Genomic DNA, 23,014 nt, shown 5'->3' with positions numbered 1-23,014 from the left:
GTCTTTCTTTTCGGGTTCGGCTTCCGCTTCGGGCTCCTTACCCCGAAGCTTTTTCAAGTATCGCAACCGCTCGCTCAGCAGCACTTTCTCGGGCACCTTGCCGTCGAGCCAGGCGAAGTTCATCGGATATACCGACGGGTCGAAGATGACGAAGTAGAAGTGCCACACGATGATGGCCGTCACAGCCAGGATAGCCTCGTAGAAATGTATCGCCCGCAAGACTTCGTAGAGCCAGTACGGGAAGAAATGTTGGATGTACGGCTCGAGCCACATATATAGGCCCGTCAGGGCCATCATAGCCGTGCCCCACACCAGCGCCCAGTACTCGGCCTTCTCGGCGTAATTGAACTCGCCGAACTCGGGTCGTTTTTTGACCAGGCCCAAAGCGTGCAACACCGTCAACACGCCCTGGCGCACGTCCGAGAGGCGCGGCCATACGGCCTTGAGGCGGGCGCGGCCGTTACGCGTCAGCAACATATAACCCAGATGGTACAGGGACGCCGCGATTAGGACTACGGCGAGAACCTTATGCAGCGTTACGCGTATTGAGTACGGCCCCTCGAGTTTCACGAGCCAGGAGAACAGGAATGCGGAGGGGTACTTAATAGAAAAGCCGGTGTAGGCGAGCAACGCGAAGCTCGATATCAGGACGATGTGTTGGACGCGCTCGATGCGCCTGAGCCTGACGACGACCCGGGAGCGCGCGAGCTGGGCCCGCCGGATGGCTTTTATCTTCGCGACGTAGTCGACGACGTTATGACCCAGCATACCGCCGATTATGACCGCGATCAGGACGATGTACACGAGGGCCACGTAATCGCCGGGGGACCGCCGCGGCCTATCGAGCGCACGGTGGACGTCCGTACCTACGAACCGTTCCGTCGCCCTTCGGTGGCATTGGCCGCACGTCTTCTCGAGGTTCGCCGGCGCGACGCTCGAGCGCGGGTCCGACGACGGCAAGACGTCGTGAACCCGGTGGCAACTCCCGCAATCGGCGGCGGTCTTTTTTCCACCCTTGGAGACGAGGCCGTGATAGCTTCGCTCGAACGTCTCGACGCGGTCGTTAGGAAGGTTGAATTTGGCGTTGAGGGCGAGCGAGTAGTGACAGCTCGAGCAGGTCGCGACGATACGCGTAGCTTCCTCTCCGGACCCCGACGCGGCCAACGCTACGACGCCGTGGTCGCCGTGGCAATTGGGGCACGTCGGCGCGTCGCGTACGCCGGCCGCCGCCGCCAGGCCGTGTACGCTTATGGCGTACAACCCATGCTCCCGCTCGTGACACCGGCCGCAGGTGTCGGCGACGTTCATGAAGTGGGTCGACGAGGCGTAGTGCCAGGCCGGCTGCTCGTCGTGCAGGTAGTGGCAATCGCTGCAGTTGGCGTTGTAGGAGCCGGTCTCGGCGTTAATCTCGCCGTGCACGCTTCCGAGCAAGGCCGCGCGGGGGTCGGGGATGGAAAAGGGCGAGGCGGGCGTCGCCTTCTTGCCGCGGTGGCAGCCGCCGCAAAAAACGGGCTGGTGCGCGGCCGAAAGCTGGTGGTCCGTCGCCACCGGCTCGGTGGTGTGCGCCTTGCCGTGGCAGAAGTCGCAGCTCGGCGCGTTGGCCGTACCCTCCTTCGCCGCCGCGGCGTGCGCGCTTTTCAAGTAAACTTCGGTCTCCTTGGCGTGGCACCGGGCGCAGATCCGCGGCCCGTACGTCGGCTGCAGGTGTTCCGCAGTTAGAGAAGTTACGCGGTGGCCGGCGCCGTGGCAAGTGTAACAAGTAGGGGCACCCTTGGCGCCCGTGCCGTGGGCGCCGGCGGCCAGCGCTTCCTTCGCCTCGGCGTGGCAAGCGCCGCAAGAGCGCGTCGCCGGGCCGCCCTTGTGCGGCTTAGACGCGCCGACGTGGCAGCTCAGACAACTCTGGCCGGCGTGCGCGGAAGCGTACAAACCCCCGGGCGCAACCGGCGCGGGCCCGCCGGCCTTGTGGCACATATCGCACTTGCTGAGGTCAACCGCGCCGACGCTCGAGGCCAACGACGCCGTAACCGCCGTACAAAACAGTATACCCCTCGCGGCTCGCATATCCGAAACTGTTCCCCCTCTACGCGTTGTTGCCGCCCCCAAGCGGGGATTCCGCCGCCGAGTCGTGATACGGCTACATTATATAATAACTCGGGCGGAAAAGCAGCGCCCGGAAACGCGGGCGAAGACGGCCGCGGATGCGATAAAAAATAGGACGGCCGCTACAGCCGTCCACGTCAAAGCGCTCCGATGCTTCTTAACGACGTTCCGGAAATCGCCGAGTACGCCCGCCATAAACGCCCGCCTAACGCCCTTGGGTCGCAAGCGTCCGCGCCCCGGAGACCCCCCCGGCCCGCACCTACGGCCGGCCCGTTCGAAGCCCCCGGCCCGCCGCCGCTAATCTACGCCGTGAATCCCGGCGGACCGATACTTCTCGTAGTCGAAGTCGGGCGACCAGTCCTCTGTATGGCACGCGGTGCAATCGGCCTCGCCCACCTCGGCCTTGATCGCCGCCGCGTCGCCGGTCGCGACGTGTTCGCCGCCCGGGCCGTGGCACGCCTCGCACGTCACGGCGCCGTCGACGTACGTCGAGTCCTCCAAGCCGGTCACGTGGCACGCCAGGCACTCCGGGTCGCCGTCGGAGCCGGCCGCCGCCAATACCTCGAGGCTGCCGGCGTGTGTCGTCTCGCCGAACGAGGCGGCGACGTCGTCGTGGCACCCCGCGCACGTCTCGAGCCCCACGTACTCGCCGGCGTTCTGCGAAGAGCCGACCAGAGGGATACCCAGAACCGCGACCGCGATTGCGGTCAATAAGGCGCGTCTCGCCATACTCCTCCTTCGCCGTCGCTTGCACCGCGATGATAATAAATAAAAGCGCGCCGCTCAAGCATCGAATAAACGGCGCGGCCTTCCCTATCGATTAATATTTTTTACGCGATACGGCCCTATCCCGAATAACGCCTTCTACACCGGTACCTGTGGGGACGGTTACTCCCGCCGTTCGTGGCACTTCGAGCAGAAAACGGCGCCGGCGCCGTGGCACCGGTAACATACGTAACCCCGGTCTTCGTGCCACGGCCCTTTCCCCATCCGCGTCACGGTATCCTCGCCGTGGGGGTTGATGCCGCTGCGGTGGCATCGCATGCACACCGGCTCCGCCCCCAGCGGGTCGTGGCAGGAGGCGCAGGCGTCGAGCTCGTACGCCACGACTTCGGCGTGGCCCACGGTCGTCCACCCGGGCTGGGCGTGGCTCGCGGGCCTGCCGCCGGAAGCGCCGCGACGGTCCTCGTGGCAGGCGACGCAGAAGTCCTGGTTATCGTGGCAGCTCGCGCACTCGCGGTCGTCGATAAACTTGTCCAGGTAGTGGGTGTATACGTAGTTCGTCTTGTGGTAAGCCTCTTTGGGACTGTCGGAGGCGTGGCACGCGTCGCAATACGATCGTTCGTGGCACAGGTAACAACTCTGGACGTCGGCCCGGGCGAAAGCCGCGTGTGCGGTGGTCCACGCGGCGTCGTGGGTCGCCGGCTTCGCCAGGGCGGCGGCCGGCGCGCCGTCGGCGGGCCACAGTGCGTACCCGGCCAAAAGAACCACGCCCGCCCCGGCCAAAGCCGCGGCCGCCCGCCGTAATCTCCGTCTACTCGCCGCCATACCGCTTCTCCCTTGGGCCTCTCGCCGAACTCGAGCGTTACCGCGAAACCGACGCGCTCGCCTCCACGTAGGCGCGGATTTCATATTTGCGGTCGGGGTTGGTGAGAGCTTCCGTCCCGAGCGTGGCCTCCAACGTCCGCCATATCTTCACGCGGCCGTGCACGTCCGCCAGCAGAACGTCCTCCCTGGCCGGCGCCGGCGCGTCATACCCCTTATACCGCAAATAATCCACCGCGGCCCCGGCGCTCAACCGCTCGAGGGAGGGTATAGGCTTGGGGAACTCCGCCGCGGCAAACGCGCCCACCTCGTCGCCGCCGGACAAGTCGCGGTTGCCGACGCCGTAAAGCGCGCCGTAGTGCAGGAAGACGTACTCGAAGTTCTGGTCCAACCCCACCCGGCCGAAGTGGCCCAGGTTGCCGCCCCGCGAGCTAAGCGAGTAGTCGGCGAAGGGTTGGACTATTTCGGAGAACGTGTACTTGCCGCCCACGCGCCCCCGGTGCCGGCCCTCCCGGGCGAATACGGAGAATATCGACGTGTAATCGAACCGCGGCTCTTGCCACCGGTAGTCCACGTACGTGCGTAGCGGCCTCCACGGCCTATACCGTGCCGAGTAGTATTGGTAGTCTACGCGGCGGCCTATCACGTCGTAATTAACTTCCTGGCTCGTTTTCAGGTTAGGCCGCAAGTCCTCGACCGCCTCGAGCCCCGCCGTGGTATCGCTCCGGTGACCTTCCTTCTTGGATACGGCGCCGCTCATACCCACCCAAATCGGGAAGGGCATCCCCCGCCAAAACTCTTTGACGTTCACGCCGCCGTGGGCGCCGTAGGTGTAGTAGTCGAGCCAGTAGCCGCGGTCGGCCGGGTCGTACGGTTCGCCGTCGAACGAAGGCCGCGAGAACCGGCGCAAGGGCCCGTAATCGGGAACCACCGTCGAGCCGCCGTACAGCTCGGCGCGCCACTTCTTGCCGCGTTTCATCGCGACGCGGGCGCCGTCCAGCGTGGCCGCGGTAACGCCGGCGGCGACGTATTGCCGCCCGACGCTCAGCTCGAGCCAATCCGGCGGCGGCCGCCAACGGAAGTAGCCGTAGTACACCCGGCCGTTGGTGTCGCCTTCCCCCCCCACGGGCGAATACAGACGGCTCGAGGCAACTAAGGCGACGTTGCCGCCCGCGGTATCGTGGTCGACGCGGAACCGCAGCGGAACGTACGTATCGGCGACGATTTCGGCCGGCTCGTCCACCGTGCTGTAACCGTAAACCGTCGTGCCGAGGTACCCGGCGTAGTGAAAAGCGCTGGCCGGCGTCGCCGCCCCCGCCATAACCGCCGCCCACGCCGCCAAGGCCAGCCGCTTGCCTCTCATAGCAACCTCCGCTTCGCTCTAAGCCGCGTCCCCCACGCTTAGCGGCCTCTCGCTACGCCGTAAGGCCGTTCGTCGTCGCCGCTCGGCTCGTAAAATTCGATCGAATCTTCGAGGAGCTGCCGGGCGTACTTGTAGTTGTGGACGCCGTAGCTGCCGTCGTTTTCGACGAAGTCGTAGTCGAACTTGGCGTATATATAATCCTGCGCTTGTTTATTCCGCTGCCGCTCGAGCTTGGCCTCCAGCTCCTCCAGCAACCTCTCGATGCGCCTCTGGGCGCCGCCGATGTTGAAGCTATTGGCGCCCGGGTGGCACTCCCGACACGGCTCTATTCTCGGCTTCCAGGTATGGCCTTTTATCGCGGGCTTACCTTCCTCGAACGGCTTGGCGTACATGTGGCACTTCTTGCAGCGTTCCTCCACGACGTACGTATGGTCCGAGTTCAGATACGGGCCGCCCTGCGGCCACTCGTAGCCGCCGATGCCCGCCAACATTTCGTCCTGAGTGTGGTGAGGGGCGCTGGGGGGCCGCGCGCCCTCGTCGGTGTGGCACAACGAGCAGAGCCTCTCGCCCTCTTCGCGGAGCTGGTGCTCGAAGTTGGAGCCGTGCGCGAAGTGGCACGTAGCGCACGTTATGCCGTACTGCGCCGAGGCCAAGGTTACCGTGCGGTCGTACCAGTAATCGGCGGAATGGCACTCCAGGCAATTATCCTGGGGGTGCGAGCTACTCTTCAGGCCGTTGAGCGCGTCGGCGTGTTCCGATTCCTCCCACTCGCCGTACGTCGGGTTGTGGTCGCCGGTGTGGCACGCGCCGCACACGCCGGCGTCGTAGGAGAGCGTTATCTTCGCGGCGTCGCCGCCGCCCTTGACGTGCTCCGAGCCCGGGCCGTGGCAGGCTTCGCATTGAACGCCCAAAAGGCCCTTGCGGTACTCGACCTCGTCGGCGCCGTGGTTGCCCTTGCCCGGGTCCCAACCGGTGGTGTGGCACTGCAAGCAGTATTCGGGCCGGCCGTCTGCTTTCCAGATGGAAACGAAATCGTACGGGTTCTCGGGGTCGTCGACGAAGGTGTTGAAATGGGCGGTCTTTATTGCGTCTTTATACGCCGTGGAATGGCACTGGCGACAGGCCTCTGCGCCTAAAAAATACCCGGCCGCCTCGCCGGGGCCGGTGGTAGTTTCGCCGCAGTTTAACACCAACGCGAGCACGGCGGCAAACAATAACGCGGGAAGCCAAAACTTTTTCATAACGCTACGCTCCTTCGTAATAGCGCATTCGTCGCCCGCCGCGCGTTCGGCGTATTCGCCTTATTACGTCTGTCCCCACGTTGCCTAGATACGAGCGTTACCAAATTAGTCAAGAATTCCCGGAACGAAAACTCCCCCCGGCTGCTCCCTCGTCTAACATACGCGCCGCCGTTTGTCAAGCGGGATTTACGTTTAAAGCCTTCGGCGCTTTCCCTTCGCGAACCGTCCCTTCCCGTCGCTTACACGTACGCCCTTAGCGTCCGCCCCGGTTAAAACCGATAAGCTTTTAAGTTCACACTTCCTTTTTTAACCCAACCCGGGCCCACAATATTGACAAAAACCGGACAGCGGCCGCGGCCCCCGTCGGTCGGGTTCGCCGACGGCGGCCGGCCGCCCCGGGACGACCCCGTACGCTTACCTACGCGGGACTCCGCCCCGACCCCCCGGGCCCTCGACGACGGCGTACTTCGCCAACATCAGCACCAGCGCGAGACACAAGAACGTCCCGGATAACGCGACGCCTTTGAGATGGTACGTCCAGGCGGCCACCTCCGGCCCCCACGCGTTATTCGTAATAATGCCACAAAACGCCGACAAAACTAATAGCACCATACACACCGTTTTGAAACCGCCGCGCCGCATATGCTTTACCGCGTATACCGACGTCATAAAAGGCATGACGGCAGCCACGTAATGGGCGTCCCACGCGAACGGTGATAGCATCACCGAACACATTATTATTAAAGACAGGTTCAGGTTGTCCGCCAACGAGGGCCCGGGCACGGGGCGGAATAACTTGACGGCTCGACGCCGCACGTATTGCAACAAAAAAATAATCGCGAACGCGCCGAGGGTTACGGCGTTGATAAACGGCTTTACCGCCTTGACCCCCACTTCCCGCGCCGGGTCGCACCAACCGAACGACTTACAATAGGAAAAAATAAAAGCGCCGAGGGATTGGTTCGCTTCCACGCCGTAGATGAAGTTTTCTTTTAGGGCCGGCCGAACCACCCGCTGGTACCAGGAAACCAATAACTCCGCGTTACGATGCCAACCCGTAACGACCGCGGGCACCGCGAACAACACGACCATCGTCAACGCCGCGTACGCGACGACCGAGAAGCGCTTCCGGAATATAAAATAAACGAGAAGGAGGGCGGGCGAGAATTTTATAGTGCATACGACGCCCATCAGAATCCCGGCCCGCGCCGGCCTATCCCGCGCGTCGCAATAGACCGCGAGCATGGTTAAAGCCCACAAGTAGATATTGATCTGCCCCAGTTGCAAATTGAGGGCCCAAAAGCCGGCCGTTATCGCGAAAGTCGCGACGACGACGAGGTCCCATTCCCCCGCCCTAAAAGCCCGCCACTTGCCCTTAACCCACGACCACACGCCGCCGGCGGAACCTTCGACGAGGTAACCGCACGTCGCGAACAATACTAAAAGCGAAAACAAGTTGCCCGCGTACCAAACCGCCGCCGCCCACGTACGCGGGATGGCCGATAAGGGAATCATGAAGACCGCGAAAAAAGGCGGGTACATGTAACCGTCCAAGACGTAATGGTATATGTTCTTCGCCGAGAGCACGTAATCGCCCGCGTAATAATACCAATTGAAGTCGGCGTAGCGGCTCTTGGCCACGGCGTTAATCGACCCGGCGATAAATACGGCCAGCAAAATTAAACCAGCCAGCGACGCGGCCAGCCTCTTCAACACCCGGGCTCTCCTCTTATCTTGGACTTCGTGCACCGTAGATTCCTACCCTTCGCGGCGAACGACCACCCGAAATATAATATACGCCGTCGCCTCCGTAAATAAATATATGACGGCCGGCGGCCGTCGACGACGCGGCGTTCGCCGCCTCGGCCGGCGACCCATTTTGCTTCAAATTTCGGTAACGGGTTAAAGGGGAGGTGAAGCGCGTTGACTTCCGCTTCGCGGCGCCGGGTACACACTAAAATAGAAACCCGGGGCCGCTGGTTTAACCGTGGGGCGGGCGCCGTCGCCGGCTAGAAGTCGAACATGTACGAGACCTTAAGGAAGAGCACTTGCTCGGCGAGTAGGAAGTGGCCCGTGGCGTCGCGGCGCTGCTCGTACGCGAGGTAGGCCGTGCTGCCGGGTCGGAAGGTCCAACCCCACAACGCGCTCGCCAGGCCGGCGCGGGCCGCGGAGTCGGCCCGGACCAGCAGCCGGGCGTAGAGGTTTTCCGAGAAGATGTACGTCGCGTTGACGTTGCCGGCAACGGAGCGGTCGCCGCCGCGCGGCGCCGCCACCTCGACGTCGCCCCGCAGGACCAGCGGCGGCGTCGGGATGAGCGTCACCTCACCGCTGTAGTCGTGGTAGTATTCGCCGTAATAATCCCCCTGCCAATAACTGACGGTGGCGCTCCCCCACGACGTAGCCCCGTGGCTCAGCGTGACGCCCGCCGTCCGTACCCGGAACGCCGAGTACCCCAGGCGTACGAAGCGGAGGTCGCGGCCGCCGTACGAGGATACGCTGAGCGATAACTTATTGGTGCCGACCAGGCGAACCTCCGGCACGACTAAATTCCGCACCGTCTCCCCCGCGAGGTTCCAGTCGTGCTCGTAGCGCCCCGCGGTTACGAACGCCCTCAAGCCGCCGCGGTTTATTTGGAATTCCTTCTGGCCGTTGACGCCGGCCTCCCTGGTTCCCAGCGTCTCCGGCTGCACGAACCCGACGTCGTCGCGGAATTCGTCGTCGAACTCGCGCCACCACGTGTAGAAATATTGCGTGGAACCCGGGTGTGTCACGTACGCGCCGTATACGTAGCCGTCGCCGCCTTCGCCCGCGGTTCGCGACTTGGCGACGTCGGCTTGGACGTTGAAGCCGGCCGGCAGCGCGAGGCGGCCGTCCACCGCGGCGACGTTGTTGTAGCGCGCGAGGTCGCCGCCGACGTACGGCCCCTCGCCCGCCACGTCGCCCAGCTCGCGCCGGCCTACGCCCATCACGCCGACGTTGGAACCGCCCGCTACGTCGGCCCGGGCGCGGACGGCGTAGAAGTTGTCGCGCGGGTACCGGGGGTCGTCGTTCTTGAGCGCCGCGTCCAACGCGCCGTAGCTGAAACGCCCCGCGCGGCCGACCACCTTGGCCCCGCCCGCGATCTCCGTCAAACGACGCGTATATAACATATGGAACCCGGTGGCGAAGAGCTCCGTATTCTCGGCGAAGAAGGGGCGCTTCTCCGTAAGCCAAACCTCGGTAGGCTCGAGGTTGATCTGCGCCGGGTCGGCCTCGACGTACGCGTAGTCGGGTAAAACGGTAACGAGGGCCGAGGCCGCGGAGCCGGCCCGGTACTGGAAGTCGAAGCCCGCCCGCGGCGTGAACTCCCAGCCGTCGGTGGCCTCGAGGGCAAGGCCCGGCGTGTCGTTACGTTCCTCGGCGCGGGCGGTGGCGTAGGGCGTGAACTTGAAGGCCCGCGGCCGCGGCAAGTCCTCGAAACCCTCCACGCGGCCGAAAGCCGATACCCGGCTTACGTGGTTGTCGTCCCCCGACCAGAAGGTGTTCTCGTAGTTGTGGATGCGGTAGCGCGTGAACTGAACGCCGAACGACGGGGCGTTGCGGTCGTAGCGGATGGACGACCACGGTATCGCCATCTCGGCGTACCAGGCGTCCTCGCCCACCGACGTCCGCGCTTCCCAATAACCGTCCCAACTGGAGCTCCAATCCGTGCCGTCGTAGAAACCCGTGCCCTCGTATTTAACGCCGCGGTAGTTGACCATGAAGTCGTAACACGTATCGCAGTCGTTGTTGGTATCGATCATGAGGTCGACGCAGTCGTCGTAGTTGAGGAACATGTCGTGCACGCCGGCGGCGGCGACGAGGTGCTGTACGTCCGGCTCGCGGCAGATCCAACCAACGTAGAGGGCATAATCGTCGTAGAGGATATAAACCTCGGCGTCGGCGTCGGCGGCCTCGCCGAAGTCGGGCCGGAACTGGCGGAAGCCGGCGGCCGGCGTGCCCTGGTACCAGACGTCTTCCCATACGCCGTCTACGACGGGGGGCGTCTCGACGCGGGCCGCCCGCACCACCCACTCTTCCGCGAAAACGTTCGCCGGAACGAATAACATTAACGATATAAAAAAGCGTCGCATCGTACGCACCGTGCGAACCCGCGAAACGGCCTGAGCCGTTCCCACATTATTATATACGGTGGATAAGGCGCCGGAGTTACGTCGGATTACGTCTAAGCCGAAGCCGCCCCGGGGGCGGCTTGGCTACGGAGACACATATTACTAATATCTCCCCTGAAGCACAACTATTTCTTTGCCTCGCCGGCCGTCCGCGTCGGTCGCGGAGCCGCGATGTCCCCTACCCTGCGGGCAACTCCGACGTACAATAAGCGCACTTCGTGGCCTTGACCGGGACCTTCGACAGGCAGTACGAGCATTCTTTCGTATCCGGTTCCGCCGCGGGGGTTTCCTCTTTCCGCTTGAGCCTGTTAATCCCCCGGATAAGGAGGAATACCGCGAAGGCGATAATAACAAAATTTATGATGGCCGTAATAAATAGGCCGTAGTTCAGCGAGACCGCGCCCGCCGCCCTGGCCTGGGCCAACGAAGCATACGGCCCGGCCGGCGTACCCCCTTTCAAGACGAAGAAGAAGTCCGCGAAATCCACGTTGCCGAGTAATAACCCGATGGGCGGCATGACGACGTCGGCCACCAGCGACTGAACGATGGCGCCGAAGGCCGCGCCGATAATTATACCCACGGCCATATCTACGACGTTGCCGCGCATCGCGAATTCTTTGAACTCTTTCAACATAGCGATCTCCCCTTTCCGGTAAAAGCGGAGCCGTCGGCGCAAACGACGGCCGCCCGCGTATTATTCCCCCGCCGACGAGACGAAAGGGCGAATCCTTTTACCCCCCTTTTCCCGCCGGGGGCCAACCCGCCCCAACGCGTAAGCCGATGGGGCCCTTTCTCGCGTAGCCTACCGGCCGCGTAATAATCCGGGATTTCCGCGCTTTTGTCAATAGCGGAATCTATTCCGCGTCCCGCTACGGGTAAAACCGCCGCCCGGATGATTACCCCGCCGGAAGCACGCCGGCGCAACGCGGATAAAAAAACCGCCCGGAAAACCGGGCGCCTCAATTCCGCGAAATTTTTCGGGAATACGGCCTTCGAAAGACGGCTTTAGCCGCGCCACCGTTCTTTCAGCGGAAGTAGTTTTTTCTTCAAATTGCGTTTCGCCCGGAAGAGTAGCGACTCGAGCGACGACGTCGACGTCCGCATTATCTCGGCGATCTCCCGGTACGACCGCCCCTCGAACTTGGAAAGTATCAACGCCATACGCTGCCGGGGCGGCAGCTCGTCGACCGCGGCCCGTACCGCCGCGGCCCTTCTCGCTTCGTCCAACCGCTCGTCCAAACCCGGGCCGTCGGCGGCGATGGCCTCGTCCAGCGGCACGTTCTTCGCCCGGGCGCGCTTCCGGCGGAAGTTCAGGCACTGGTTCACGACGACGCGGTAGAGCCAGGTGGAAAACGACGACCGCCCCTTGAACGACTTGGCGCGGCGCCATACCTTCAGGAACGCCTCCTGGGCGACATCCTCGGCCGCGGCGCGGTCGCCGACGTACCGGTAGATCGTGCTCAAAACCGGCCGCTCGTACTTCCGGACGAGTTGCTCGAAGGCATCCGCGTCGCCCGCGGCGGTCGCGGCCGCCAATTCCCCGTCGGGGTCGAAACCGGCTTTAGCTCGAGTCGCCAAGTTATCACCTAAACGCGTCTATATTATAACAGCATTCGGGTCGGATTTACGCAGAGGGGCAACTCCCGCAGGAGTCGCCCCCTTAACCGCCGGCGTCGCGGCCTTTACTCGAAGGGCCCGCCGCCGGGGCCGGGGCCGCGTCCGCCGCCGGCGCCCATATGCCCCATCATCATATGCTTCTGGTCAAACATTTCTTTCTGCTCGTCGGTCAGCTGCGCGCGGATCTCGAGCTGCATCGCCATCCGCTTCTTCATCATCTCGGTGCGCAGCGCGCCGATCTCGTCGAGCTTGGCGAATATCGCGTCTTTGTCGGCGTCCGCCCCGACCAGTTCCTGCAGCTCGAGGTTCCTGGTCTCCATCTCGGCACGCAGCGGGATCATCTCTTTCCGGTGTTTGAGGGTTATCTCGCGGATGGCGGTCCGCTGCTCGTCGCTCAGGTCCTGTATAAACGCGCCCTTGGGACCCGGAGCGCCTTCCGGGCCGAAACCCGCGTGCCGTGCGCCCGCCGCGGCCGCCAAGACTACCATCAGGCCGACTACGACGGGTAACCTGTTTTTCGTCATCGTCCTTCACCGCTCCTTTCTCGCATCATCCTGGGTTCGAACTTGTGGCCGCCGGGACCGTGAGCCGGCCCCCGCTTGAAGTGTTCGTGTTGGTGCTGGAAGCGTTCTTCGACGTGGGCGATGAAGCGCTCCTGCTGCTCGGGGCGGAGCATGCTCTTCGTCTCGCACATATTCTCGAAGGTCAAAAGCTCCATCCTCATCTGTAGGTCCGCGATCTCGGCGAAGAGCTGGTCACGCCGCGCGACGTCGACCTCCGGCTTTTTCAGCAGCGCCAACACTTCGCCTCTCTTACGGTCCATCTCTCGCCGGAGCGGTTCCATCTCCCGACATGACTTCTCGCGTTGCTCGCGCATCATCTCCCGTTGTTCGTCGGTCAAACCCAGCTCCTGGGCCAGCCGGCCCGGCGGTTCGGGCGGCTTCGGCGTCGTAGCGCACCGGTACGCGAACGTCACCAGCGCGCCGACGTTCAGGGCGACGGATACGACGAGCGCGATTATCAGGATTTTCTGTCTCATCCGTTGTCTCCTTCCACCAAAACCTCTCCCCACGCCTCGCCCAACGAGCCGTCGGGGAAATCCTCCACCGGCGCGACGCCGAGGTACTCGACGAGCTCGCCGTTGGCCGCCAACGAGGCGCCGTTCGGCTCCGCGTACAACGCCCTCCCCAGAAAGCCGCCCAGGACCAGCGATAACGCGGCCGCGGCGGCCGCCGCCGCGGGCACGAGTACCCGCCTCGCCCAACCCCTACCTCGCTCGGCCACGGCGAGCCGCTTGAGGCGGGGCGCGAAGTACGGGTCCGGCTCCGCGCCTTCCAGTAACTCGAGGGCTTCCGACACGAACTCGAGACGGGACAGCTCTTCCCGGCAGGCCGCGCAGCGCGTAAGGTGTTCCTCAAGCGCCGCGCTATCCTCGGGCGGCAGTTCGCCGTCCAGGTAGGCCGAGAGCTTTTTTTCTTCTATGCAGGTCATTTCGTTCCCCTTCGACTATTTAGACGCCGGCACGGCAAAAAACTTGCGCGGCGCCTCGGCCGCCGGTAACGTGCCCTACTCGTACCTTATCGCCTCGATGGGGTTGAGGCGGGAGGCTTTCCGGGCGGGGTATATGCCGAACAGGATCCCCACCGTCGCCGAGAACCCGAAGCCCAACGCGATGGTCCACCAGACGACCGCGGCGTCCAGCGACGATAAGGCCGTGACCAGGCCCGCGACGCCGAGGCCCAGGACGATTCCGATGACGCCGCCGAAAGCGGATAGCGTGATCGACTCGAGCAGGAACTGGATTAGTACGTCGCGGTCGCGGGCGCCCACCGCTTTGCGGATGCCTATTTCCCGGGTCCGCTCGGCCACGGATACCAGCATGATGTTCATAATGCCGATGCCGCCGACGACGAGCGATATCGACGCCACCCCCACCATCACCATCCACAATATCGACGTGATGGTGTTCAACGACGAGAGCATGGATTCCTGGGTATTGAGGCCGAAGTCGTTGTCTTCATAATAACGGAGGCCGCGCCGGAGGCGGAGCACCTCTTCGACGTCCTCGAGGGCGGTTTCGACCGGGACGCCCTCGTTCGGCAAGACCTCGATCTCCAACCCGTGGAATATGGCCCTGCGCCCCTCCGGGATGGGATAGTACTTGAGCGAAGTGGATATCGGGATAAAGACCTTGTTGTCCTGGGGCCTCCCGAACGAGGCGCCTTTCTCTTCCAATACGCCGACGACGCGGTAACGGTGGCCGTCCACGTCGAGGGTTTGACCCACCGGTTTCTCACCGTCCCCGAATAAATTTTCGGCGACGTACGAGCCGATAACGCATACCATATTCCGGCGTTGGCGGTCGTCCGGCGTTATGAAACGCCCGTCCAACACCACCCAATTTCCGGTGAGGTCGCCGCCCTCGGCGATGCCGACGAGGCCGCAATCGTCGGCCTCGTACGTCCCGCGCGTGAGCGTCCCCACGTCGTTTTCAATGGTCGGCACCGCGGCCCGGACCGTGGGGAGCCGGCCGATAGCTTCGGCGTCCTCCATCGTGAGCTCGGCCCTTTTAGCTATCTCTTCGAAATCCCGGGGGCGCCCCGAGCCGATATTGAACTCCATTTTCTGAACGTAGATCGTGTTCGTTCCCAACGCGGAGAACTCCTGGTCGATGGTCCGGTTGAGTCCCTCCAGCAACGAGAGGATCGCGATAACGGTGGTCACGCCGATAATTATCCCCAGCGCCGTAAGGACCGAGCGCGACTTGTGGTGGCGCAGGGAATTCACGGAGAGCCGCAGCAACGAGAAGAAGTTCATACCACCCTCCCGTCTCGCAACGTAACTACCCGCTTCGCGTGACGGGCGACGCTGTCCTCGTGAGTCACAACGATAAGGGTCCTGCCCGCGTCGTTGAGGTCGTCCAACAGCGCCATTAACTCGTCCTCGCTCTTGGAATCGAGGTTGCCGCTCGGCTCGTCCGCGAGGATCATGGCGGGGTCGTTGGCCAGCGCCCGGGCGACCGCCACCCGCTGGACCTCGCCGCCGGAGAGCTCGTTGGGTCTGTGTTGCCCCCGGTCCGTCAAACCCACTTTGGCCAGCATGTCGGCCACGATTTCTTCGCGCCGGTCCCCCGGGACCTTGCCGTACAAGAGGGGCAGCTCCACGTTCTGGGCCGCGGTGAGCCGGGGGAGGAGGTTGAATCGCTGGAAGACGAAGCCGACGTCGCGACTGCGCACGCGGGCCAGTTGGTTATTGTCGAACCCGGAGACCTCGCGACCTTTGAGGAAGTAGGAACCCGCCGTCGGCGCATCGAGGCACCCGAGGATGTGCATAAGCGTGGACTTGCCCGAGCCGGAAGGGCCCATGATGGCCACGTAATCCCCTTCCGAGATCTCGAGGTCAATTTCCGCGAGCGCCTGAACGGCTATCGGCCCGGCGTCGTAAACCTTGGAGACGCCCACGGTTCTAATTACCTGCGGTGCGGTATCGCGTGCATCAGTCCCCGCGCCGAAATTCCGGGGCCTTCCGCCGTCTCGTCCGACCATTCTTTATCTCCTTCAATAACGACCGATTCCACGATGTCGCCGTCGCGCAGCTTGCGGAGTTCTTTGTAGGGACCCGTAATGACTACCTGGCCGTATTCCAGCCCTTCGGTGATCTCCGTATTCGTCCCGTCGGAAATGCCTATTTTTACCGGCGTCAACTTGACCCGGCCGCCGTCCAGGACGAAAACCGTATCCCGCATCTTCCCGTCGACGTCGTTTTTTCCCAGGGCCTGCAAGGGGGAAGTGACGACGTTCTCCCGGACGGCCGTGGTTATCTCGGCCGACGCCGTCATCCCCGGCCGCAGACGCGCATCGGCATCGCCCAAGTCCAGTACGACTTCGAACTCGGTAACTTCACTCGAGACGGCGTCGGTGGCGGTGGCGGGCATATAACCGATGGCACTAACCACCGCTTCGAATTCGACGTCCGGCATGGCGTCGAGGGTCACCACGGCCGGCTGGCCTATCGCGACGTTCGCGACGTCGGTCTCGTCCACGTATATCTCGGCCTGCATCGCGGAGAGGTCGCCCACCGTAAACATAACCGTTCCGGCGTTGTTCATCGTCCCCATAACGACGGTCTCGCCCTCCTCCACCTCCACCCGGACGACGCGCCCGGAGATGGGAGTGTAGATGCGGGTCTTGGCCAAGTCGTCCTCGCTCTGCTCGAGCCGGGCCTGGGCGACTTCGTACGTCGTGCGCCGCCCCTCGAAATCGGCCTCGGATATGAGGCTCTCCTCGAAAAGCGCTTTTCCGCGTTCGTAGTCGGCTTTCGCCTGCTCGAGCTGGGAGCGGTAGAGGTCCCGTTGCGAACGGTACGCGTCGGCGTCGAGCACGCACAGGAGTTGCCCCTTCTCGACCTCGTCGCCCTCTTCCACGTACACCTTCTCGACTTTCGCCACGACCTCGGCCGAAATGTCGACCTGGTCGAGCGCCCGCAGCTCCCCGTCCGCGGACACGGTGGACACGATATTGCCCGGACGGAGTTCCCTCGCCTCGATATCGGGCGGCGCCGGCGGCCGGCACGCAATTTTCAAAATCACGACCAGGGCCACTACCAGGACGACCGCGATGATGAGGTTTCTTATTATTTTATTGCGTCGCCTCTTGTCCATTATTCCTCCACCGACGTTCCCAGAAGGTAATTTAACTCGGCGCGGCTTGACCAGTAGCCGGCCGTGGCTTCGATCAGCGCCCGCTCGGCCTGGCCCAGCTCCGCCTCCACTTGCAAGAGGTCGTCGAAAGAGACGGCGCCCAACTCGTAGCTCCGGACGTTAAGGCGGTAGACCTCTTTCGAAAGCTCCACCGTCTTGGAGGCGGACTCCCATTCCTTGTGGGACAACTCCTGCGTGGCCAATAAGCTCGCCAGCCGCTCGCGGGAATCGAGCCGGGCCTGGGCCAACTCGAGGCGGGATTGCTTCCGGTCCAGCCGGGCGCCGGTGACGCCGAGCACGCGGTCCGCGACGTCGACGAGGGGAAGACTCACGACCACGCCGTAGCGCGTGTCGGCGCCCTCCTCGCCGGGGAATATGGACCCCCCGAAGGTCGAACCCCGACTATAAGAGAACGACAGCGCCGGGAGCAGGTCTCCCCACGCGCTCCAATACGCCACGTCCGACGCCTTCACCTGCATCCTGAGCACCGCGAGGTCGGGGTTTTTTTCGAGGACGGCGGCGGAGATAACCGTAGTGGGAAGCTCGTACGGCTCCTCGGGGAGCGGCAACTCCTCCGCCGCGATAGCCTCCCAGCGGTCGAGGCCGATGAGGTCGGAAAACGACCGCTGGTTCTCCTCCACGCCGTTGCGCGCGGAAAGCAGCTCCGTCTCCTTGGTGAGAAGGTCCGCCTCGGCCCGCAACTTATCGGCCAGGTTGGCCTCTCCCAACTCGTAGCGCCTCGCCACGATCTTCAGGTTCCCGGCGGCGCGCCGGTGCTGCCCCTCGGCGCTCGCAGCCAACGCCTGGCCTTGCGCCAAATTATAGTAACCGCTCTGGACGGCCAGGATCAGCTCGCCGACGGTCCGCGCCGACGTCGCCCGGTAGTAGTCGTTCTCCCGGAAGCCGCGCATCACTTCGAAGACGACGGTGGCGTCGACGACCGGCTGCGTCAGCGAGAAGCCGAAGCGCCACGTATCTCCCACCTCGGCGACGGAGGTCCCGCTCGTCGAATACGACGCGCTCAAATCGGGGAACGCCGACATCACGCCCTCGGCCAGCGCCTGCTTGCCCTGCGACCGCTCGACGCCGGCCAGCTCCACTTTCAAACTATGTTGCAGCGCCGTCGCGAGCGCTTCCTCAAGCGAAAGCGTGGACGCCGCGGCGCAGGCCGGAACAAGGCCGGCAACGAATATCGTCAGGATTTTTATATCGGTTCTCCTTTAGCGTATAGTTAATACTACCCTTTTAGACCGCGGCGCGTATAAAAACTTGCGGCCTATTTCGAAGGCCGCGGCCTGCGCCGGCGCCCGGGCCGCAACGATTACCGCTAACCTTATGATAACCTTTCTTCCTTTGTGCGGATATCCTCTGTACCTTTTTAGGCAACCGCAAACGTAAAAACCCACGCCCGGGCGGGAAAACCGCGAAAAACGCTCCCGTTAGCGTAGTCATAAAATAAGGCGCCCAAGAATCGGGCGCCGTACTTACTACATCTCACGCGCGAAATAATTACTCCCCCACCTCCACCACCGCCGAGGCCGTGCTCGAGCCGATGTCGGGCGAATACATGCCGTACACCCGCGCCGGCAGCGCGGTGTACGTTCCGGGCACCTCGGCGCGGAGGCGGTACCGCATCACCGTCTCGCCCCGCGGCAACCGTTCGAACAGGGCGCCGCGTTGCCTGTTCCACAGCTCGACGTACGCCCCGGCGGTCCAATTGTAACCGGACTTATCCTCCAGGTAGATGAACCCGGCCGGCTTCGGGTCTTCCAACACGACGTAGTCGAAGTCGTACGGCGAGTTGATCTCGAGTACGACTTCTATATCCTCGCCGAGCTTCACCGGCCCGTCGAGCGGCCTTTTCTTCTCTTTCACTTTACCCTTTTTAAACTCGCGCTCGATGGCGTAGTACTCACGCTCGAGCGTGACGGAGCCCTCGACGGCGGGGATGGCGTCGGCCTCGACGTAGTACTCGAGCGCGGCCGTATAGAACGCCGGCCCCTCGCCGGACGTACGCGTAATTGCGAGGTCGTTGTCGCCGACGGCGACGTCCTCCCACGCGAACGTCACGGCCTCCGCCGGAGCTTCGTACGCCGCAGGCTCGAGCTCGACGCCGCCCTCACGTGTCCCGAACTTGTACGACGCGACGATCGGCGCGGCCAGTTCCGGGTTGGCCTTGATATACTTCATCAGCGCCAGCGCCGCCGCCGCGGAATCCTTGGTGGACTTCCAGGCCGCGCCGCGCCGCCGGTCGACGAGCCAATCCACCATCCTGGGGATGTTCGGGTCGTCCGGTTGATACGCCAGCTTTACCTCCAGCACTTTGGCCGTCGTCTCGACGGCGTCGTCCCACCAGCGCCACGTCTCCGCGGGAGCTTTGCCCCAAAATACCGTATCGTCCGGGCCGACCAGGGCGCCGTTGTCCAGGTTGCGCATCACGACCGCCAGCCGTTCGTCGTCGCCCATCTGGTGGAGCACCGAGGCCAGCAGCGCCAGCGCCATAGGCTCCTGCGCGGGCCGCGCCTCGAAGTAGTAATCCGCGACCTTGCGGACCGTGAAGTCGTCCGGCGGGACGGCGCCCGTCCGCAACGCGACGTCGGCGATGTACAGCGAAACGGCCTCCGGTTGGAACGACGGGTCGACACGCCAATCTTTAAAATACTGCTCGACGTATTCCCGGGAATTGTAATATAAGCGCTCGAGGTCGTCGGCCGTCGCCGCCGGGACGAACGGGTTTTCCCGAAGGCTGTGCAATCCATCCAAAATGTACGCGGTCACGTACGGCGACTCCGGCCCACCCGCCGACCACGGCCACCCGCCACCGTACCTTTTATCCGACCTTTCCTCCCCGGAATAAAGGCGGCTGCTCGACGTTTGCGTCTCGCGGAGCTTGCGAACGCCGCCGGCCACAGCGTCCGACAACCCCTCCGTTAAGGTCGTTTCCTCCAAACCGAGGTCGGCCGCGGCCGCGGCGAGCTCGGCGTTCACGCGGAATCGATTCAACGTCTGCTCAACGCAATCGTACGGGTAATCGCGGTAGAAACCCAGGCCGTGGCTCAGCGTTGCCGCCAGCGACGGCGCCAGGATAAGCTCCCCCGCGAACGAGGACGGCACGGCGCCCTCGGCCACCGTCATCGTGTGCGCCACGTCGTCGCCGAGGCGACCGGCGTACGCCTGCCGGACCTTACTGCCGCGAGGGTATATGGGGAACTTGTATTCGGCGGCGTCACTCCCGGCCTCGCAAAACGCGGACGTCACCACCCGGGCCTCGCTTACGGGCGAAGCCTCCACCCAATGGTACATCGCCTCCCTGCCGCCGGTTTCCACGGTCCGCGTCGCCGTCGCTTCCCCGCCGACGTGCGTCAAGCCCTCCTCCTCCAAGGCCAACGTCAGCTCCTGCGGCTCCGCGAGATAATTGTGCCCTATCGCCGTGAGCCGCGCCACGTCGCCGGCCACGAAATACCGCGGCGCCTTCAGGCGCGCGATGACGTCTTTTTTAACTTCGAACGTATCCGACGCCCAACCGAAACGCCGGCCCCTGTCCATCGCGAGCGCCATCACCCGCCACGTCGTAACGTTATCGGGGAGGGTGAACGATACGGAAGCGTCACCGTCTCCGCTCGTTTTTACGTTAGGCGCCCAGAACGCCGTATCGGCGAAGTCCCGCCGGACCTCCATAGAGCCGCCCCCTCCGCCCCCGCCGCCGCCTATGCCCGACTCCACCAAATCGTACGGTTCGCCGCCCAGGTCGGCCACGCCCGGCTCGGGATGACGGGGGCCGTAACCGGCGTACGGCAAAACGAAGTTCCGCCCCTGGAGGCGTTCGGGTAATTCGGGACGGCCGCCGACCTTAACAAGCCCCTCGCCGTAACCCTCCTCGCCCGCGGCTTCGGCCTGCATCCCCAAGTCCAAGTATAATTCGACAGAAGGACTGTACATTTCTTTTAGGAAAACCCTTTCTATCAAACGGGCGGACGGGCCCCACCGCTCGACGTCAATGGGCAAGAAGTCGCTACCGGTGGCGCCGTAAGGCCACTCGTAATATGGGAAAGAAAACACGACCTTGGCAAGCTCTCCCCGATTTCCGAAAGAATCGTTAATCCTACACTTCGCCGGCCGCGATAGCTTTTGCCGAAATTCCGCCGGGACGTCCTTCGTTTGGTCCGCGGCCAACGCCAACAGCGCCTCGTCCACGGCGGCCACCGATATGTCCGCCGGCGCGGGCGAGCCGTCCACGGCGCGGCAGCTAAGCCGCAAGTTGACTTCTTCCCCCGGGCGGTACGACGTTCCATCAACGGCCACGTCGACCGTAATCGTAGCCGAAGGGTTTTCGACCTCTACCGTATCGCCACACCAATTTTCGTAACACGACTTCCCGCCGGCGGCGACGACGACGTGTACCGTAACGCGGGGTTCGTAATCGGGTACGATTTTTAACGCGAACGAACCGGTATATCCCTCCTCGCCCGGCACCAAAGGGACGCGGCGTACAGACAGGGAACCCTCGTCGGCGTAAACGGCTGCGAGGCAGGAAGAAGCTTCCACGAGAGATTTAATTTTAATTTCCACGTCGTCGCCTACTGCCGCGCGCTCGGCGCCGGCCTCAACCGTAACGTCCCGCCTCTCGTAGGACCTTTTGCGCTCGTCGACGAAACCGAAACGGATATCTTGCTCGTGTTCGCCGCCATTCGTACCGATGGTTCGGCCTATGACGACGACTTCGTTAGGCGGGTCGTCCAGCTCGAGCTCGTAACGCAACTCTTCACCCGCCGGTACGTGCACTACGGCCTCGGCCAGCAGCTCGCCCCGTCTCGGGTCTCCGGCGAAAGGACGGATCTCCTCGTACGCCTCGAGCTTCACTTCGCCGCCGACGGATTCGCCGTCGAGGTCCTGAACGTCGATGAGGAGTACCGCCCTTTCGCCGCGTAAGCACTCGTAACCCTCCCCGGAAATTCGGACGCGGCGGTCGCCGGCGTACGTCGATACGCCGACCGAACCTTCAACGAGATGGGCCGTCTCGTCCCCCGCCTTAACTTTAATTTCGAGGGAATTGTCGCGTTCGGCCGCGCCCGGCGTTTTAAAGGAGATTATGCCGCGGCCGTCTTCGTCTAACCGCGCTTTGCCCCCCTCCACCAACATGACCTCCTCTTCGGTGCGCGCGTCGCGGAAGGTAGAGCATTTAACGTCGTACGTCACGACGCCGCCGGCCATAGGCTCGCCGAAATAGTACGCAGCCCCCACCTCTATCTCCACCGTCTCGCCCGAAAGGTAATCATCCCTAAGCGGCTTTAACTTTAATTCATATTCCGGCTTCTCGAACTCGGATAAGTAAAACCAGCCCGAAGCGTAATAATCGTTACCCTCTACCGTCACCTTGGCCTGCAGCGTCGGGTTGCCGAGCTTCGTGCCGGCGGGGAGCTCGAGTTCCCCGGCAAACGTCCCGTACTCGTCGGTAACGCCCGTTGTCGACCATAAGGGCTCGCCGGTCCCCCAATATTCCGGATACAGAGCCAGCTCGAATTCCAATCCCGGAACGGCGGCCATGGTTTTATTCCCGAAGTCGACCTCGCGAAAAATAACTTTATACCGCACCGTATCGCCGGGCTTATAAAGCGGTCGGTCGGTGATAATTTCGCCCGTTATTTGGCGAGGCAGACACCTACCGGTGCGCGTGCCGCAGGCGTAGACCGAGAGCCCCAGCGAAGTGTGCACGACAAGGTATACGGAGCTACTATAAGGCAGCGGCGAGAGGTCGACGAACAGGCCGTCAGCTCCGGACTTGGCGGCGAGGCGGACCGGCTCGAGGGACGCTATTTTGCGGAACCGCTCGTCGGCGTAACGGACCAACCAAGCGTCGACGCCGTCGATGGGGACCGGTTCCCCGGTCTCGGCGTCCACGGCGCCGAGGTAAAGTTGAGAGCCGTCGCTCGCCGAAATGACGGCGGCGCCGTTAAGGAGAAAAACGGCGCGGGAACGCTCGCCGCCGCCCCGGCCTTCGACCAGGTAAAGGCCCGCGGGGAGCTCGTCCCAATCGGCGGTCACTTCGTCGACGCGGTAAAGACTTCCCGGCGGCGAACCCGGCACCGTGCGGGTCTCGACTTCGCGCTTTACGCCCGGCAAGGCACCGGCGTCGAGCTCGGCGTTGGCGAACTCGTCATAGAAAGCGGGGTAACGGGCCGGGTCTATTTCGTACAGCGATACCTCCAACTCCGGAATACCGCGGCACCCCACCGTAACGGCGACGGCCGGCGTGCCGGCGGCGTCGGCCTTTACGTCGGTTATCGCGAGCGCCGGCGCA

Annotated in this window: 17 protein-coding genes; all 17 read right to left on the bottom strand. The window is 63.5% G+C overall.

Annotated elements, in window-relative coordinates:
- On the bottom strand, positions 1–2,061 hold a 2,061-nt coding region (locus VMX79_12085; GenBank protein HUV87836.1), incomplete at its 3' end, for a cytochrome b/b6 domain-containing protein.
- Between the two features lie 336 nt (positions 2,062–2,397).
- On the bottom strand, positions 2,398–2,829 hold the full coding sequence (locus tag VMX79_12080; GenBank protein ID HUV87835.1) for a multiheme c-type cytochrome: 432 nt from the start codon (positions 2,827–2,829) through the stop codon (positions 2,398–2,400).
- A 159-nt stretch (positions 2,830–2,988) separates the two neighbouring features.
- On the bottom strand, positions 2,989–3,648 hold the full coding sequence (locus VMX79_12075; GenBank protein ID HUV87834.1) for a hypothetical protein: 660 nt from the start codon (positions 3,646–3,648) through the stop codon (positions 2,989–2,991).
- Between the two features lie 37 nt (positions 3,649–3,685).
- On the bottom strand, positions 3,686–5,008 hold the full coding sequence (locus VMX79_12070) for a hypothetical protein (protein ID HUV87833.1): 1,323 nt from the start codon (positions 5,006–5,008) through the stop codon (positions 3,686–3,688).
- A 38-nt stretch (positions 5,009–5,046) separates the two neighbouring features.
- Positions 5,047–6,249, bottom strand: coding sequence for a multiheme c-type cytochrome (locus VMX79_12065; GenBank protein HUV87832.1), 1,203 nt, complete (start codon positions 6,247–6,249; stop codon positions 5,047–5,049).
- Positions 6,250–6,663: 414 nt separating this feature from the next.
- Positions 6,664–7,998, bottom strand: a complete 1,335-nt coding sequence (locus tag VMX79_12060; GenBank protein HUV87831.1) for a glycosyltransferase family 87 protein — start codon at positions 7,996–7,998, stop codon at positions 6,664–6,666.
- A 260-nt stretch (positions 7,999–8,258) separates the two neighbouring features.
- Positions 8,259–10,337, bottom strand: coding sequence for a DUF5916 domain-containing protein (locus VMX79_12055; GenBank protein HUV87830.1), 2,079 nt, complete (start codon positions 10,335–10,337; stop codon positions 8,259–8,261).
- A gap of 241 nt (positions 10,338–10,578) precedes the next feature.
- On the bottom strand, positions 10,579–11,034 hold the full coding sequence (gene mscL / locus VMX79_12050; GenBank protein ID HUV87829.1) for a large conductance mechanosensitive channel protein MscL: 456 nt from the start codon (positions 11,032–11,034) through the stop codon (positions 10,579–10,581).
- Between the two features lie 371 nt (positions 11,035–11,405).
- Positions 11,406–11,978, bottom strand: a complete 573-nt coding sequence (locus VMX79_12045; protein HUV87828.1) for an RNA polymerase sigma factor — start codon at positions 11,976–11,978, stop codon at positions 11,406–11,408.
- Between the two features lie 104 nt (positions 11,979–12,082).
- A complete protein-coding gene (locus VMX79_12040; protein ID HUV87827.1) occupies positions 12,083–12,541 on the bottom strand; it encodes a Spy/CpxP family protein refolding chaperone in 459 nt (152 codons plus the stop codon).
- A complete protein-coding gene (locus VMX79_12035) occupies positions 12,538–13,056 on the bottom strand; it encodes a Spy/CpxP family protein refolding chaperone (GenBank protein ID HUV87826.1) in 519 nt (172 codons plus the stop codon). The genes VMX79_12040 and VMX79_12035 overlap by 4 nt, the downstream gene beginning before the upstream one ends.
- Positions 13,053–13,508, bottom strand: coding sequence for a zf-HC2 domain-containing protein (locus VMX79_12030; GenBank protein HUV87825.1), 456 nt, complete (start codon positions 13,506–13,508; stop codon positions 13,053–13,055). Before VMX79_12030 ends, VMX79_12035 begins: the two co-directional genes overlap by 4 nt.
- 75 nt (positions 13,509–13,583) lie before the next feature.
- On the bottom strand, positions 13,584–14,834 hold the full coding sequence (locus tag VMX79_12025; GenBank protein ID HUV87824.1) for an ABC transporter permease: 1,251 nt from the start codon (positions 14,832–14,834) through the stop codon (positions 13,584–13,586).
- Complete coding sequence (locus tag VMX79_12020; GenBank protein ID HUV87823.1) at positions 14,831–15,478, bottom strand: ABC transporter ATP-binding protein; 648 nt, start codon at positions 15,476–15,478, stop codon at positions 14,831–14,833. Before VMX79_12020 ends, VMX79_12025 begins: the two co-directional genes overlap by 4 nt.
- Positions 15,479–15,486: 8 nt before the next feature.
- Positions 15,487–16,677, bottom strand: a complete 1,191-nt coding sequence (locus VMX79_12015; protein HUV87822.1) for an efflux RND transporter periplasmic adaptor subunit — start codon at positions 16,675–16,677, stop codon at positions 15,487–15,489.
- The gene (locus VMX79_12010) at positions 16,677–17,909 is read right to left on the bottom strand and encodes a TolC family protein (GenBank protein HUV87821.1); all 1,233 of its coding nucleotides are present in this window, start codon (positions 17,907–17,909) and stop codon (positions 16,677–16,679) included. The genes VMX79_12015 and VMX79_12010 overlap by 1 nt, the downstream gene beginning before the upstream one ends.
- A 316-nt stretch (positions 17,910–18,225) precedes the next feature.
- Positions 18,226–23,014, bottom strand: a 4,789-nt coding sequence (locus tag VMX79_12005) for an alpha-2-macroglobulin family protein (GenBank protein HUV87820.1), incomplete at its 5' end; no start/stop codon positions are given.

The organism is bacterium (assembly GCA_035529855.1).
Taxonomy (GTDB): Bacteria; RBG-13-66-14; B26-G2; order WVWN01; family WVWN01; genus WVWN01.
Note: the sequence above shows the minus strand (reverse complement) of the source record. Positions and strands in the feature narration are given on the sequence as shown.